Annotated in this window: 12 protein-coding genes and 1 riboswitch; of the genes, 10 read left to right on the top strand and 2 right to left on the bottom strand. The window is 33.0% G+C overall.

All coding sequences use genetic code 11. The features are described 5' to 3' along the window. Positions 1 to 16: 16 nt before the first annotated feature. Positions 17 to 463, bottom strand: coding sequence for a MarR family winged helix-turn-helix transcriptional regulator (locus ACJDUH_RS18250; RefSeq protein ID WP_406766651.1), 447 nt, complete (start codon positions 461 to 463; stop codon positions 17 to 19). Between the two features lie 461 nt (positions 464 to 924). On the opposite strand from ACJDUH_RS18250, the gene ACJDUH_RS18245 reads away from it, so the two are divergent. From ACJDUH_RS18245 to msrA, 10 genes are all read left to right on the top strand, one after another. Beyond that, positions 925 to 3282, top strand: coding sequence for a M4 family metallopeptidase (locus tag ACJDUH_RS18245; RefSeq protein ID WP_406766650.1), 2358 nt, complete (start codon positions 925 to 927; stop codon positions 3280 to 3282). Between the two features lie 235 nt (positions 3283 to 3517). Continuing rightward, positions 3518 to 4210 carry an ABC transporter ATP-binding protein gene (locus ACJDUH_RS18240; RefSeq protein ID WP_406766649.1) on the top strand — a complete coding sequence of 231 codons (693 nt, stop codon included), beginning with the start codon at positions 3518 to 3520 and terminating at the stop codon, positions 4208 to 4210. A gap of 49 nt (positions 4211 to 4259) precedes the next feature. After that, positions 4260 to 6752: an ABC transporter permease gene (locus ACJDUH_RS18235; protein ID WP_406766648.1), complete on the top strand. Its 2493-nt coding sequence runs from the start codon at positions 4260 to 4262 to the stop codon at positions 6750 to 6752. 104 nt (positions 6753 to 6856) lie between these two features. Next, positions 6857 to 7552 (top strand): response regulator transcription factor, encoded by a 696-nt coding sequence (locus ACJDUH_RS18230; protein WP_406766647.1) that lies wholly within the window; start codon positions 6857 to 6859, stop codon positions 7550 to 7552. Continuing rightward, a complete protein-coding gene (locus tag ACJDUH_RS18225; RefSeq protein WP_406766646.1) occupies positions 7549 to 8790 on the top strand; it encodes a HAMP domain-containing sensor histidine kinase in 1242 nt (413 codons plus the stop codon). Before ACJDUH_RS18230 ends, ACJDUH_RS18225 begins: the two co-directional genes overlap by 4 nt. 138 nt (positions 8791 to 8928) lie before the next feature. Further along, positions 8929 to 9030, top strand: a riboswitch (purine riboswitch). 109 nt (positions 9031 to 9139) lie between these two features. Next, positions 9140 to 10477, top strand: coding sequence for an NCS2 family permease (locus tag ACJDUH_RS18220; protein ID WP_406766645.1), 1338 nt, complete (start codon positions 9140 to 9142; stop codon positions 10475 to 10477). A gap of 319 nt (positions 10478 to 10796) precedes the next feature. Beyond that, entirely contained in the window at positions 10797 to 11783 is a 987-nt protein-coding gene (locus tag ACJDUH_RS18215; protein ID WP_406766644.1) for an NADH:flavin oxidoreductase, read from the top strand. Positions 11784 to 11829: 46 nt separating this feature from the next. Further along, a complete protein-coding gene (locus tag ACJDUH_RS18210) occupies positions 11830 to 12726 on the top strand; it encodes a DegV family protein (RefSeq protein WP_406766643.1) in 897 nt (298 codons plus the stop codon). 23 nt (positions 12727 to 12749) lie between these two features. Next, complete coding sequence (locus ACJDUH_RS18205) at positions 12750 to 13367, top strand: HutD/Ves family protein (protein WP_406766642.1); 618 nt, start codon at positions 12750 to 12752, stop codon at positions 13365 to 13367. A 34-nt stretch (positions 13368 to 13401) separates the two neighbouring features. Then, a complete protein-coding gene (gene msrA, locus ACJDUH_RS18200) occupies positions 13402 to 13977 on the top strand; it encodes a peptide-methionine (S)-S-oxide reductase MsrA (RefSeq protein WP_406766641.1) in 576 nt (191 codons plus the stop codon). Between the two features lie 108 nt (positions 13978 to 14085). Here the strand turns inward: msrA and ACJDUH_RS18195 are convergent, their stop codons facing one another. Then, the gene (locus ACJDUH_RS18195; protein ID WP_406766640.1) at positions 14086 to 16389 is read right to left on the bottom strand and encodes a sodium-translocating pyrophosphatase; all 2304 of its coding nucleotides are present in this window, start codon (positions 16387 to 16389) and stop codon (positions 14086 to 14088) included. Positions 16390 to 16405 lie beyond the last annotated feature (16 nt).

The raw sequence follows: 16405 nt of genomic DNA, 5'->3' as shown, positions 1-16405 counted from the left end.
TCCTCCTGGCATATTCTTATTCTTCTTCTCGTTCAATAACTTTTTCTAGTGTATCTAGACCTTTAAATATTACATTAAGTTCCTCAGGAGTGGCTTTATTAATCATGTTCTGAAACATCGTATTAATTTCCGCATGTTGATCTTTAAAGGTTTTTCTACATTTAGTAGTGACATCAACGTAAACTACTCTTCTATCTTCTTTACTTCTGATTCTTTCAACTAAGCTTTGGTTTTCAAGCCTATCCAGTATTCCTGATACAGTACTGTTAGATAATCCAAGAGTTTCGCTTAAATCGCTGACTTTCATCTTTCCGTGGTGGGTCAAAGTCCCTATAAGCATTCCTTGAGTACCTGTTAAGTTCATTTCCTTAAAGCAACCGCCCATCTTCTGCTTAAAAACATGCATCACTTTTTTTATTACTTTTATTACTCTAACACCTTCATTTACTTCTTCTGTGTCCAAATTTTATCACCTTCTTTAAATGTTTCGATTTAAAATTATTTGCATAAAAATATTTCGGATACAAAATATATTTTACTCAGTACTATACATTATGTCAATAACCCTTTTTTTAAATTCTTATGGATAAACGATTACAAATTTAAATTTTTTATTAACGAAATATTCTAGGGTATTTTTTGCAATAGCAAGTTTATCTATACTAAATTTCAACTACTTTTTAACAATAAGCCGCATAATTTATTAAAAAAAATAAATAAGAATAATGCTAGTAAAGAACCAGTTATTAAACAAGTTTATATATAATATTTTTAAAAATTAAGTCAAAATTTAGTAACTTAAAGCATAAAATAAAATGTATATCACAAATGCATATGAATTTGCAAAATCATTTTAAGCTTTTATAGAATCTGATTTTTTAAATTCAGAAATTGCAAGTTGTGAATAAATTTTAGGGGGATAATATGAATAAAAAAGTTACTGCCCTACTTGCTTCATTCGTTATGCTTGTATCCACTGCTACATCTTATGGCTCTTTCACAAAGGTTAATGCAAAAGAGCTTGATAAAAAAGGACAAATAATTTCTTCCATGCAAGAAAAAAGTTCAGGAAAATTAAAAATGGAAACAAGCGATAAAAACGGACACCAAATATTTATATCTGGCAGGTTAAGTGATAAAAGAATACCAAGTACAGATGAAGCAATGAAATTTGTAGAAGAAAATAAAGAACTATTGGATTTTAAAGGTAGTAAAAATGATCTAAAGGGAAAAAATATTTCTAAAGATGAGCTAGGGTATACTCATGTAAAGCTGTCACAGATATTAGATGGATATGAGATAAAGGATAGAGTAATTACTGTACACTTTGACAAAGATGGATATATAGTAAATTTCACTGGAAATATTGAAAATAAAGTTAATGTTGTTACAAAACTCGGAACAAAAAATATTACTTCTAAAGAAGCCATAGAAATCGCTAAAAATAAGATTGGGGTTACAGAACTTAGACAAGCGGCTTCTTTTGAAAAGGAAGTATTAATAAAGGAAGATAAAGCTTACCAGGTATATAAAATAAATATTCAGTATAATACTCCCGAAATAGGAAATTGGGATGTATATGTTGAAACTAGTTCTGGTGAAGTAGTAAAAGTGGATAATAACATTAGATATGATGGTGCAGTAACGGGAAGCGGAACAGCTGTTGATGGAACAGTTAAGGCCTTGAATCTTTACCAATCTGGTACCATTTATCAGTTAAAGGATGTTACTAAGCCAATGACAGGTCAGATTACATCCTATACAGCTAACAATGCACAGGTAGAGCCTGGAACACTGGCAACTAGTACTTCTACAACAATTAGCGATAAAGCTGAAGTTAGTGCTCATTATTATGCTGGAATGGTATATGATTTTTATAAGAATTTATTTAATAGAAATAGCATTAATAATAGTGGAATGAATATAATATCTACTGTTCATTATGGCTCAAAATACAATAATGCCTTTTGGGATGGAACTCAAATGGTATACGGCGATGGAGATGGCACTCAATTTACTTATTTAAGTGGTGATCTCGATGTAGTTGCCCACGAAATGACCCATGGAGTTGACAGTAGTACAGCAAACTTAAATTATCAAGACCAACCGGGTGCATTAAATGAATCATTATCAGATATTTTTGGAGTATTAATTGAAACTTATGATAAATATAATGTCAAAGGAGGAGGAACATGGACATTTAATACTGCAGATTGGGTAGTGGGAGATGATGTGTATACACCAGGTACTTCAGGAGATGCCCTTAGAAGTTTAGCCAATCCTGGGCTATATGGACAGCCTTCTACAATGAGTGGATATGTAAACACCACTTCTGATTATGGTGGTGTTCATACAAATAGTGGAATTCCTAATAAGGCAGCTTACTTAATAGCTCAATCTATTGGCTGCGATAAAACAGCTAGAATTTATTACAGAGCATTAACAAATTACTTTATATCTACTACTGATTTTTCAGGATCAAAGAGCGGACTTGTTCAGGCAGCAACTGATCTCTATGGTGCAAGTGGTGCAGAGGTTTCAGCCATTAATTCTGCTTATACCACAGTAGGGATAGGAAGTTCGGCGCAGGATACCTATGAACCTAACAATACTATTTCTCAAGCTTATGCTATTAATTTTGATCAAGTATATAATTCCTATATATTCTCAAGTTCGGATATAGATTATTATAAAGTAAGCCCGACATCAGCCGGAAGCATCACAGTTAACTTAACAAATCTTCCTGCAGATTATGATTTATATCTTGTTAATTCTTCAGGCACTGTGCTTGCACAATCAATAAATGGAGGTACAACTTCTGAAAGTTTAACCTATAGTAATTCTGCAGCTGGCACATACTATATAAAGGTAATAGGATACAATGGTGCCTACAGCACAACTCAAGCTTATAACTTAAAAGCTACGTTTTCGGGTAGTTCAGTGGACCCATATGAGCCAAATGATTCTACAAGTACAGCATATGCTATTATATCTGGAACAACCTATAATGCTTATATTTATTCAAGTACTGATGTGGATTATTATAAGATAAGCAAGACTACCTCAGGAACTATATCTATAAGCCTAACAAATCTTCCTGGAGATTATGATTTATATTTAAGAAATTCTTCTGGTACAATTGTGGCATATTCAGAAAATGCAGGTACAACCTCCGAATCAATAAGTTATAGTGCTAGTTCAGGAACTTACTATGTAGAAGTTGTAGGCTATAATGGGGCATACAGTAAAACAACAAAATATGCTTTAAAAGCAACTTTTTAACAAATAATATTTAACAAATCCTAAAATTAGATAATCCTAGGGAGTTAATCCTCTCTAGGATATTTTTTTATTTAATTAGTATAGCAAAAACAAGATAAAATAGACTGAAATCTATGCTAATCTTACTAAAATGTAAGTTAAACTCTTTTTATGTAAGCTAATAGATATGGAGTTAGAAACAATTGGATAATATAATTTACGTATAGAATAAGATACTAACTAAGGGGAGAAATTTATGGAAATATTGAGAACGGAAAATTTAAATAAAACTTATGGAAAAGGTGATAACAAGGTAGAGGCACTTAATAATATTAATATGTCTATAAACAAAGGAGAGTTTGTAGCTATAGTAGGTGCTTCAGGGTCTGGAAAGAGTACACTTCTACATTTATTAGGGGGTCTGGACAGACCGTCAGATGGAAAGGTTTTAATAGACGGAGAGAGTATTTACGATTATAAAGAAGAAAGACTTGCTATTTTTAGAAGAAGAAAAATAGGCTTTGTATTTCAGTTTTTTAACTTAATACCTGTACTTGATGTAGAAGAAAATATAGCCCTTCCTGCACTTCTGGATAATGATAAAGTGGATAAAAAATATTTAAATGAAATTATAAAATTATTAGGACTTGAAAATAGAAAAACTCACCTGCCTTCTGAGCTTTCGGGGGGCCAGCAGCAAAGGGTATCCATAGGAAGAGCGCTGCTTAATAAGCCGTCAATAATTTTAGCTGATGAACCTACGGGAAACCTAGACAGCAAAAATTCAAAGGAAGTAATAGAACTTTTAAAGCTAAGTGCTAAAAAATACAATCAAACTCTGCTGCTTATTACCCATGACATTAATTTAGCAGCCATGGCTGACAGAATAATTACTATTCAAGACGGGGAAATAGTTTCGGATAAATATCTAAAAAGCAAGCAGGCATAAAGCTTAATTATGTTTATGTGTTATTAAGAAATGCAGGGGTGGATAAAGATTGATTAATAGTTACAAACAAATAACAAATAAATATTTAAAGTCAAACAAAAAAAGAACAATATTAACTGTAGTAGGAGTAATTTTATCAGTGGCGTTAATATCTTCTATTGGACTGTTCTTTAATGGCCTTCAGCAAGCAGGAATAGATAACGCTAAGAAAAGTACGGGATCATATCATGCTGCCATTAGTAAGATAGATGAAAATATAGCTTCAAAGATTACTAACAATCCTAAGGTTTCAAGAAGCGGGCTTTATGAGGTTGGAAGCCCAATAAGACTTACAGATAAGTTATCTACTAATGTAATAATTGCTTCAGATAAGGCATTAGAGCTTCTTCCTTTAAGTCTTAAATCTGGAAGACTACCGGAGAATAATAAGGAAATAGCAGTTGAAAGATGGCTTCTTAGGTATATAGACAAGGATGCAAAACTTAACAGTAAAATTAAGATCAATAATAAGGAGTATATTTTAAGCGGAATTTTAGAGGACAATTCATTTACACAAATAGAAAGTACTGGGTTAGTTATTACAAAAGATAACAATTTAAGTATTAAAAATGCAACTCTGCTTATAGAAATAAATTCTAAAACTAATATTAAAGCTGCATTGAAAGAAATTGAGAGCCTGGTTAATAAGAATCAAATTCAGGAAAATAGTATGCTTCTTACAATGGAGGGAGCAGGAGATAATTCAACCAATAATTCAATAAATATGACCTTGGGTATTATTATATCCGTAGTTGTAATTGTAACCATTGCAGTGATATACAATGCTTTTCAAATAAGTGTAGTGGAAAGAATAAAGGAATTTGGACTTTTAAGGGCCATAGGTGCCACACCTAAGCAAATAAGAAATATTGTATTTAAGGAAGCTGCAATAATAGCTGGTTTTGGAATACCTATTGGACTCATTTTCGGAGTTATAGCTATTTATGGAATAAGCATTACTTTTAAATTAATTGGAGGAACCGCAGATAATTTTATAGTTCCTAATGTATCTTTAAAAATAATGCTGCTAAGTTTTGCAGTAGGACTATTATCTATTTATTTTTCAGCATTAATGCCTGCATTATTTGCTGGAAGGATTTCACCGCTTACAGCAATCAGCAGCAGAAATTCTATAAAGAAGGATAAAATTAAAAGAAGAAAAAGTATAATTATTAAAAGGCTCCTTGGCTTTGAAGGAGAATTAGCCATTAAAAACATTAAGAGAAACAGAAAAAGATATAGAATAACTGTATTTTCTATTGTTATAAGTGTAGTTTTATTTGTAACTTTCAAGTACTTTACGGATATAGCTCTAGTCATGAACGATTCTACTAATGAATCTACTAAAGTAAATTATTCTATATTACTTGGCAGCAGAGCTCAGGAAGCAAAGGAATCCATAGATAGTAATTTAATAAATAATATTAGAGAATTTAATTTTGTAGATAAAATATATAAGCGATATAATACCATACCCTTTGAAGCAGCTATTGATAAAGATAAAGAAGTAAAGGATATTAAGGAAATTGGAACAGTTTATAAGGATATAACTTATGAAGGGAAAGATAAATTTAAACTAGATGCTAATATAATGGTATATGATAAAGATGCTTTAGAGGCCTCTAAAAAGTACCTTCAATCAGGAAATATTGATATAGATAAAATTAATAATGAAAACGGGGTAATAGTTATTAATAAAAATCAGGTTTTTAACATAAAAACTAATAAATCCTATATTGGAGCAGTTACAGATATTAAGGTTGGAGATGAAATATTGCTGCAAAATACGGATAATTTGAGTAATGGTAAAGAACAGTTTGGAAGCGGTGAGGTTAAAAAGGTAAAGGTTATTGCTACACTTAAGGAGGAACCTTTTAATTTCAGTGGCAATTCTAGCGGTCTTAAAATAATTACTACTGAAGAGATGGCCCAAAAACTTGCAAAACCAAATTCTATTACTTTACAAGGTATTAATATTATTATCAAAGATATTAATAATGAAGCTAAAGCAACAAGTGAAATAGAGAATTTAATTAAAACTAATTCTTCATTACAGCTAATAAATTATATTGATATAAATAACAAATCAAAAACAAGTATATTGATGATTCAAATTTTACTTTATGGTTTTGTAGTTGTAGTATCTTTAATAGGTTGTGTTAACATAGTTAATACATTAACTACAAATATAATTTTAAGGAGAAGAGAATTTGCAACCCTAAAATCCATAGGTCTTACTCAAAGGGGACTAAGAAAGATGATTATTATTGAAGGAATGCTATATGGTTTTATGGGTTGTGTTTATGGATGCACAGCAGGGCTTGGACTTTCTTATTTATTATTTAAAAGTATGCATGGCATAAGGGAATTTAGCTATATGCCTCCCATTAAGGCTATGATAATTGCAGCTGCATTTGCCATTTTCATTGGATATCTATCAGTTTTATCTCCACTTAGAAGAGTCAATGAGGATAATTTAATAGACAGTATAAGAGAAGAATAAGAATATAACCTTACATCAAATATAATTATAAGATGTAAGGTTATTTAATTTAGTGCGTTAATTGTGTATTATTAAAAATATAAAGGATAAAAAGGGGTAAGATTATGAGCAGATTACTTTTAGTAGAGGATGATGAGGCTCTAGCAGCGGGTATAGAATTTACATTAAAGGATGAAGGGTATGATGTATCCAGAACTTCATCTTATAGAGGGGCTATAGAACTATTTGAAACAGAAAAACTTGATTTAATTATATTGGATGTCAATCTACCTGATGGCAATGGATATGATTTATGTAAGTATATAAGAGATAAAAGTGAGGTTCCAATAATATTTTTAACTGCACTTGATGAGGAAGTCAATGTGGTTCTAGGACTAGAAATAGGCGGTGATGATTATATTACAAAGCCCTTTAGAGTAAGAGAATTATTATCTAGAATTAAGGTACTGCTTAGAAGGAATTTTAAGGCTGCAGAGGTGGCAGTTAAGTTGATAAGCGGAGATATTACTCTTGATACTGGAACTGCAGCTGTTAAAAAAGGGAATAAAAACATTATGCTTACATCTCAGGAATATAAGCTCCTTTTAATTTTTATGAGTAAGCCTCAGACTCTTATGAAGAGAAATGAGATACTAAATAAGCTTACAGAAGGGGAAGAGGCATTTTTTGATGAAAATACCCTATCTGTCTATATTAAAAGAATAAGGAAAAAAATAGAAGATAATGATAAAGAACCTAAATACATCCTAACTCAAAGGGGACTTGGCTATATGTGGGCAATGGAGGTTAATGCAAGGTGAAAACATATTTTAACAATCCAGAATTAAAGATAAGCTCTACAGTTTTACTAGCAATAATAAGCTTATTTTTATTTACTTCAATGCTAATACAAAAGCTTAATTATGACAGCTTAAAGAACAGCTATGTAAATAGTATTGGTGCAATAGCTGTAAAAGTTATAGATAAAGATCCCAGCCTTGAAAAAGAGGTTATGCCCATTATTACCAAGGAAATATCAAAGGAAGAAGCTTTAGAGGGGAAGAACCTATTAGCCCAATATGGTTTAGATGGGGAAACAGGTTATAGTTTTTTTCCCTATATGAAGGAAACTCTAACTCGAAACAATTATTACATGGTGGTTATTTTTTTATGTTTAGCAATTACATTATTTATATTTAATTATTTTCAATATGGTTTTTTCTACGATAAAGTAAGAAAATTAACCTCAGCAGCTAAGAGGGTGGTAGAAGGAGAATATGATACATTCATAAGTGAAGACAAGGAAGGAGATCTATCAAAGCTATCCATAGCTTTTAACTCAATGAGGCAGGTAATTAGAAATAATATTAATGAACTTAAAAAAGAAAAACAATTCTTAGTGGATTTACTTTCTGATATATCCCATCAGCTGAAAACCCCTTTATCTTCTATGATTCTATATAATGATATAATGCTCACCAAGGAACTAACAGTGGAGCAAAGAAAAACTTTTTTATTAAATGATAAAAATGAGCTGGATAAAATGAACTGGCTTATTAAACAATTACTAAAACTTGCAAGACTTGACGCTAATGCAATAGAGTTTTCTAAAGAAAATATAAGCTTAAATGAAAGCTTATTGGAATCCATAGAAACTTTTGAAGATAGGGCTAAAAAAGAAAACATAAATATTAGTTTCCATGAAACTCAAGAAGTGATGTTTCAACATGACAGGCTGTGGCTTGTAGAGGCATTTAACAATATAATTAAAAATGCTATAGAACATACACCTAGCGGCGGTGAAATTAGAATAGAAATATGTGAAAATCCTGTATATAGACGAATAATAATTAAAGATAATGGAGAAGGAATAAAAGAAAAGGATTTACCGAATATATTTAAGAGGTTTTATAAGGTAAAAGGCTCTAAGAAAAGTGATTCAATTGGAATAGGGCTGGCCTTAGCTAAATCAATAATTGAAGCACATAATGGTTTAATAGAGGTTAGAAGCGAAATGGGAAAAGGGGCAGAATTTATTATTACCTTATTAAAGTATTAATAAACAATGTAAACATTTACCGAATGATTATATACAAATATTTTTTAAAGTTCGTAAAATATTAAAAAATGCTTGATTTGTGTAAAAATATAGTGTATTATTATGCTATCGGTTGAAAAATGCCGAACAATTAAATAATTTGGAATAAAAACGTACCCCCGTATATGCTTAGAGATATGGTTTAAGTGTTTCTACCAGACTGCCGTAAATTGTCTGACTATGGGTGTTTATAGGTATAGGTATTTCCTATTTATAAACTCCCTTAATTTATCTGGGGAGTTTTTCTTTTAAAATTATTTAAGGGCTGCAATTATTGCAGATTCAAAATAATCACTTTAGGAGGATACCCATGACAGAGAATGCATTAAACACATCAGTGCCAAAGACAAAACGAGGAATTTTAGAGAAAGTGTTCAAGCTTTCTGAAAACAACACAACTGTTAAAACAGAAATACTAGCTGGTTTAACAACCTTCATGACTATGGCCTACATTTTAATTGTTAACCCTCAGATTTTAAGCAACACTGGAATGCCAATAAAGGCAGTATTTACTGCTACAGCACTTGCTTCCTTTATAGGAACCTTAATTATGGCTCTAGTAGCAAATTATCCTTTCGGAATGGCCCCAGGTATGGGACTAAATGCCTTTTTTACTTTCACAATTTGTATTACAATGAAATTTTCTTGGAAAACTGCTTTAGCAGCATCATTTATTGAAGGACTTATATTTTTATTTTTAAATTTCTTTAAAGTTAGACAAGCAATTATAGATAGTGTTCCACAAACCTTAAAATATGCAATAAGTATTGGAATTGGATTCTTTATATCCTTTATTGGTCTTCAGGATGCAGGTATCATAGTAGCAAATCAGGCAACCTTAGTAGGTCTTGGTAAAATAACCAGTCCTACTGTATTACTAGCTTTTGCAGGAGTAGTTATTATAGCGGTTTTATACTACAAGAATGTTAAAGGTTCCTTTATAATAGGAATGCTTTCAGTGTATGTTTTAGGTATGATCTTTGGAGCTGCTAAGCTTCCTAGTGGAATAGTTTCAATGCCTCCATCAGTTAGCCCGGTATTTTTACAATTTGATTTTAAGAGCGCAATGGTTATAGGAATTATTCCAGTTATTATTACAATGCTTTTTATAGATATATTCGATAGTGTTGGTACGTTAATTGGACTAGCTTCAAAGGCTGGCTATCTTGATGAAAATGGTAATGTACAAAATGCTGATAAGGTTTTAACTGCAGATGCTATAGGTTCAACCATAGGTTCCTGTCTTGGAACATCAACACCAGTTGCCTTTATTGAATCAGCTGCAGGTATTGCTGAAGGGGGAAGAACTGGTCTTGCTGGATTAACTATTGCTGCCTTATTCTTACTATCACTTTTCTTCTCACCAATATTAACTGCAATACCAGGCTTTGCAACAGCACCAGTTTTAATTTTACTAGGACTTCTAATGATGGAGCCAATAACAAAGATTAATTTCTCAGACTTTACAGAAGGCTTACCAGTATTTTTAACCTTAATACTTACCCTTCTAACTTACTCCATAACTGATGGATTAGCCTTTGGCTTCATGTCCTATGTGCTTATAAAATTACTTACAGGAAAGCATAAGGAAATACCAAAGCCAATGTATGTTATAGCAATATTGTTTGTAGTAATGTTTGTAATCTAGAAAAATTAATAAAGAACCAGTGATTTATGGAAAGTAGTTAAGATTCTCTAAAGAAACATTTAAAAATGACTAATATTATTTACAGAGCAAAAAACTACACTCATTAATATAATGAGTGTAGTTTTTCCTTTTATTAATTTTATTCTATTGAAGGTATAACGAAAGACTAAATTCAAAAGTATTATCAGCACTTCCCATTTAGGCAATATAAAAACATCATATTCTACTGTTTTACATAAGTTGATAACAATAAATAATAAAGTGTATAATAACTATATTATTGAAATCACACAGAATATTTGTGAAAGAAGGTATTACTATGAAGAATTTACTTAAACCACTTGAATTAAATAGATTAACTTTAAAGAATAGGCTAGTTATGCCACCTATGGCTACTTCTAAGTCTAAAGAGGATGGAAAGGTGAGCCAGGCTCTATTAGATTATTATGAAGAAAAGTCTAAGGGTGGTTTTATTGGAATGATAATTATAGAGCATAGCTTTATAAGCCAAGATGGAAAAGCCAGCGCAGGTCAGCTTTCTATAGCTGAAGATTCAAATGCTCTAAATTTAAAAGAATTAGCAAGTGTTATTCACAGCAACGGATCAAAAGCTGTAATGCAGATAAACCATGCTGGAAGTGCTGCTAAGTCAGAAGTTACAGGCTGTGAGGTGGTTGGACCTTCAGCTGTTATGAATCCAAGACAAGGCAGTATGCCAAAAGAGCTTACTAAGAAAGATATTTCAGATATAGTTAATTCATTTAAAGAAGCTGCTAGGAGAGTTAAAGAAGCAGGCTTTGACGCTGTTGAAATTCATTCTGCACATGGATATCTTTTAGATCAATTTTTTTCTCCTCTGACTAATAAAAGAACAGACGAATATGGTGGAGATGTTAAGGGGCGTATAAGAATACATATTGAAGTTATTAAAGCAGTTCGTGAGGCAGTTGGCAGTGAGTTTCCTATATTATTAAGATTAGGTGCTTCAGACTATATGGAGGGCGGAGCAACTATAGAGGATAGTAAGCTTGCTGCAGTAGAATTTGAAAAGGCGAGTATTGACATTCTTGATATTTCAGGGGGATTTTGTGGATATATAGTACCAGGGGTTTCAGAGCAAGGATATTTTTCACCTCTTACAAAGGCAATTAAAGAAGTGGTATCTATTCCTGTAATTCTAACAGGTGGAATAACAGAGGCCTCAGCTGCTGAAAGTCTTCTTTCTGAAGGTAAGGCAGAGCTTATTGGAGTAGGAAGGGCTATTTTAAAAGATTCAAAGTGGGCTGAAAGAACTATGGAAAGTTAAAAATTATATAAGAAAAAGAGGATATTAAAGACGAGGAGATTTACTTATGAAAGATTATAGTATAATTACTGATTCCTGTTGTGATTTACCATATGAATATATAGAAAATAATAATATTTCCTACGTTAGCCTTACCTGTAACTTTAAAGGTAAAGAGTATATGGATGACTTCGGGAAAAGTTTGAGCTATAAGGAATTTTATGAAGGTATGATGGAAGGAGAGATACCTAAAACCTCTCAGCCTAGTCCGGAAGCTTTTTATAGGACCTTTGAGCAGATAGCAAGTCAAGGCAAGGATATTCTTTACATTTGTGTATCCTCTGGTTTAAGCGGCACTTATAATAGTGCTAATATTGCTAAAAATATGATAGAAGACAAGTTTATCGGAATAAAAATTGTAATAGTAGATGTATTAACTGCTTCTCTAGGGCAAGGATTAATGGTTATAAAAGCAATTGAGATGAAGAAAAATGGAGTAAGACTTGAAGAAATAGTAAGCTATATGGAGGCTGCTAAATTTAACTTAAATACCTATATAACCGTTGACGACCTTAACCATCTTAAAAGAGGCGGTAGGATTTCTACCGTAGCTGCTATGGTAGGCTTAGTTCTTCATATAAAGCCTATTCTTACTCTAAATAATGAGGGAAAGGTTATTGCAATTCTTAAAGTTAAGGGCAGAAAAAGTGCTATTAAAAAGCTTTCTGAATTTGTTGTTACTAAGATGGAAAACCCTGAAGAAGAAATAGTAACTATTTGCCATGGGGACGCTTATTTAGAAGCTGAGAAACTAAAGGAAGCAATTTTGAAAGAAGTGAAAGTGAAAGACGTTATTATAAACTATGTAGGACCAGTAGTGGGTACTTATGGTGGTCCAGGGGCACTAGCAGTATTCTTTGTTGGGAAGCATAGACAAAATCATATTGTTGATGTGAATATTTAGTTTTCGTACAAGTGGGGGAAGATATGGGATACAATATTAACATTTTAAAAAAAGAGGATTATAAAACAAGTAACTGGTCAGGGGGAAGAACTACTGAGCTATTAATATTCCCCCCTGAGACCTCCTATAGTGAAAGAAATTTTAAATGGAGATTAAGCTCTGCAACTGTAGAGGCAGAAAAATCAACCTTTACCAGCCTGCCTGGGATTTCAAGGATTATTTTGGTTTTGAAAGGTGAACTTTTACTTGAACATGAGGGACATCATAAAGTACTACTTAAGGGCTTTCAGCAGGATTGCTTTAAAGGTGATTGGGTTACAAACAGCTATGGAAAGGTAACAGATTTTAATCTTATGATGTCTGAGGGCTGTAAGGGCATTCTGGTGCCAATAACTATTGATGCAGGAAAGAATTTAAAATTAAAACTTGAAAATAAGGAAGCAGATTATTTAACAGAAGTTTTTTATTTAATAGAAGGTGAAATTCAAGTTTTTACCGAGAAAAGTACAACGTTTGTTCTTCTACAAGGTGATTCTATTTGCATAAATGCAGCACCTTTTGAAAAAGATATTTACTTAAATTTAACTAATAGTTTAAATAAAGAAGTAAAGCTGATTAGAAGCACTATATGTTACTGCTAATATTAAAAATTAAAATTAAGATGGGAGATTAAAAATGGTTCAGAACAACAGTGAAAACAAATATGAAACTGCTATATTTGCAGGTGGCTGCTTTTGGTGTATGGTTTCTCCTTTTGATGTGCTTGATGGAATTGTTGAAGTAAAATCAGGCTATACAGGTGGTCATATAGAAAATCCTACATATAAGGATGTTAAATCTCAAGCCTCAGGACATTATGAAGTTATAAGGGTAATTTATGATCCTAGGGTAATAGATTATGATAAGCTTCTTCAAGCCTATTGGAGACAAGTGGATCCAACTGACGATGGGGGACAATTTCAGGATAGAGGACCTTCCTATAGAACTGCCATTTTTTACACAACTGAAAATCAAAGAATAAAGGCAGAAGCATCTAAAAAAACAATAGACGAATCCAAAAGGTTCCCAGGGCCTATAGTAACTCCAATTCTTCCAACAGGTACCTTCTACGAAGCAGAGGAATATCATCAAGATTTCTATAAAAAGAGTCCCATAGAATATAAGGAAGACAGAAAAATCTCTGGAAGAGATGAATTCATACAAAAATACTGGGGCGAAGAATATTACGATATATATAATGATTTAGAGTAAGAATATTAGCCCCTAAATACACTGAATATTAAGAAAACGCGTAAGGAACTTAATTAAGCCCCTTACGCGTTTCTATCTTATTCCGTAAATGATAAGTTTAAAATCTCTTTAAAGCTTTGTCGTTTCTTTTATTGAAGCACCTTTATTAGCCTTTAAAAATCCAAAACCACCACTTTTAGAATATAAAACTGAAACAATAACAACTACAGCACAGATTGATAAAGTAGCTACCATACCGAAATCTGAGGCTTTATATTGTACAAGCACCGGAGCAGCCAATAGTGATACTAAATTCATTACCTTTATCATAGGATTTAAAGCAGGGCCAGCTGTATCCTTTAGTGGATCACCAACTGTGTCTCCTACAACTGCTGCTTTATGACAATCAGAGCCTTTTCCTCCATAAAGTCCGTCCTCAATGGTCTTTTTAGCATTATCCCAGGCACCGCCAGTATTTGACATAAATACAGCAAGAAACTGCCCTGAAACAATTACCCCTGCAAGGAAGCCTCCTAAGGATTCTACACCCAAAAGAATACCTACAATTATTGGAGAGAGGATTCCTATAAGTGCTAGACCAATAAGTTCCCTCTGAGCAGAAACAGTACAAATATCTACTGCGTTTTGATAATCAGGTTTAACTTTTCCTTCCATTAATCCTGGAATCCTAAACTGCCTTCTAACTTCTTCAACTATCATTGCTGCTGCACGAGTTACGGCATTAATAACAAGTGAAGAGAAAAGCCAAGGTATACATGCACCAATTAGTAAGCCTATGAAAACCTTTGGTTCTGAAACTCTAATTCCAGTTGAGATAAGCCTTAGCCCCTCATTAACATTAAGTTGAGCTTGAATCTTTGTTACATCAGTAAGGAAGGAGCCGAATAGTGAAAGAGCTGCTATAACAGCTGAACCAATAGCTACACCTTTAGTTATTGCTTTGGTTGTGTTTCCTGTAGCGTCTAAATGATCCATAACCTTTCTAGCATCCTTATCAAGGCCAACCAATTCACCTATTCCATTTGCATTATCAGAAATTGGCCCAAAGGAATCCATTGCAACATTGTTACCTGTAAGGGTCAACATACCTATGCCGGTCATGGCAACCCCATAAAGTACGTAGCTGACGCCCATGCCATTATAAATTAATATGGAGCTAAGGATTGTAACAGCAATAACTATAGTCTGCCATACAGCACTTTCAAAACCTGTAGCAAGACCTTTTAAAATTAAAGTAGCAGAGCCTGTTACAGAGGAAGAAGCTATTTCTTTTACTGGCTTATAATGAGTATCTGTAAAGTATTTTGTTACCTCATCTAGTATTATGGCAAGTAAAATACCTACTCCAACAGAGAAGAAAGCTTTCCATTCATGCATGTAAAAGTGAGCTAAGAAAGCAAAGGCTGTAAGACTAAATAGAGCTGACATATAAAAGCCTTTGTTTATGGAGCTCATGGCATTGCTGTTTTTTAGATCCTTAGAGCCCTTAACCAAGTAGGTACCTATAATAGAAGAAAGTACCCCTATACCCCTGACAAGAAGAGGGAAAACAATCCATTTTAAATCTCCATTATTTATTTTCATAAGAGATAGACCTAAAATTAATCCAGAAACAATAGTAACCTCATAGGATTCAAAAATATCAGCAGCCATTCCGGCACAATCGCCTACGTTATCACCAACAAGGTCTGCTATAACAGCAGCGTTTCTTGCATCATCTTCAGGAATACCAGCTTCGACCTTTCCTACTAAATCTGCTCCCACATCAGCAGCTTTTGTATAAATACCTCCGCCTACTCTCATAAATAGGGCAAGGAGTGTTCCCCCAAAACCAAAGCCAAGAAGAGCGTCTGGTGCAGATACGCCAAACACCATGAATATTAAAGTTCCGCCTAGAAGGCCAAGCCCATCAGTAAGCATTCCAGTAATAGTTCCAGTTCTATAGGCAATTTTAAGGGCTTCTCCAAAGCTTCTGGTGGAAGCAGAGGCAACACGAACGTTTCCCTCAACTGCCATTCTCATACCAAACTGTCCTACCATAAGTGAAAAGCAGGCTCCCATAATAAAGGCAATTGCACGGCCAAAGCCAATTATAACCTTTACAGAATCAGTTGATTTCCCTGCAAAGCGAGTCATAGCTTCCTCTGAAGGTGGAACTACGTAGACTGATAAAAATAAAACAAAGGTAAGTATAACTATTAAAGGAACTATAGTCTTTAGCTGACGTTTTAAATAAGCGTCAGCACCAAGCTTTATTGCTCCCCACACCTCTTGCATTTTAGTTGTGCCCTTGTCATGTTTAAGAATTTGGCTTCTTAACATTAAAGCGTACCCCAAGCCTAAAAATGCAATTAAAAGTACACACCATATGGCAACTATCTCAAAGGTAGTTGCATTTGTTAGGCTAAACATAAAAAACATCTCCTTT

It is taken from the genome of Candidatus Clostridium radicumherbarum, from assembly GCF_045310525.1.
Lineage (GTDB): Bacteria > Bacillota > Clostridia > Clostridiales > Clostridiaceae > Clostridium_AT > Clostridium_AT radicumherbarum.
This window is presented reverse-complemented; position numbering and strand designations above follow the sequence as displayed.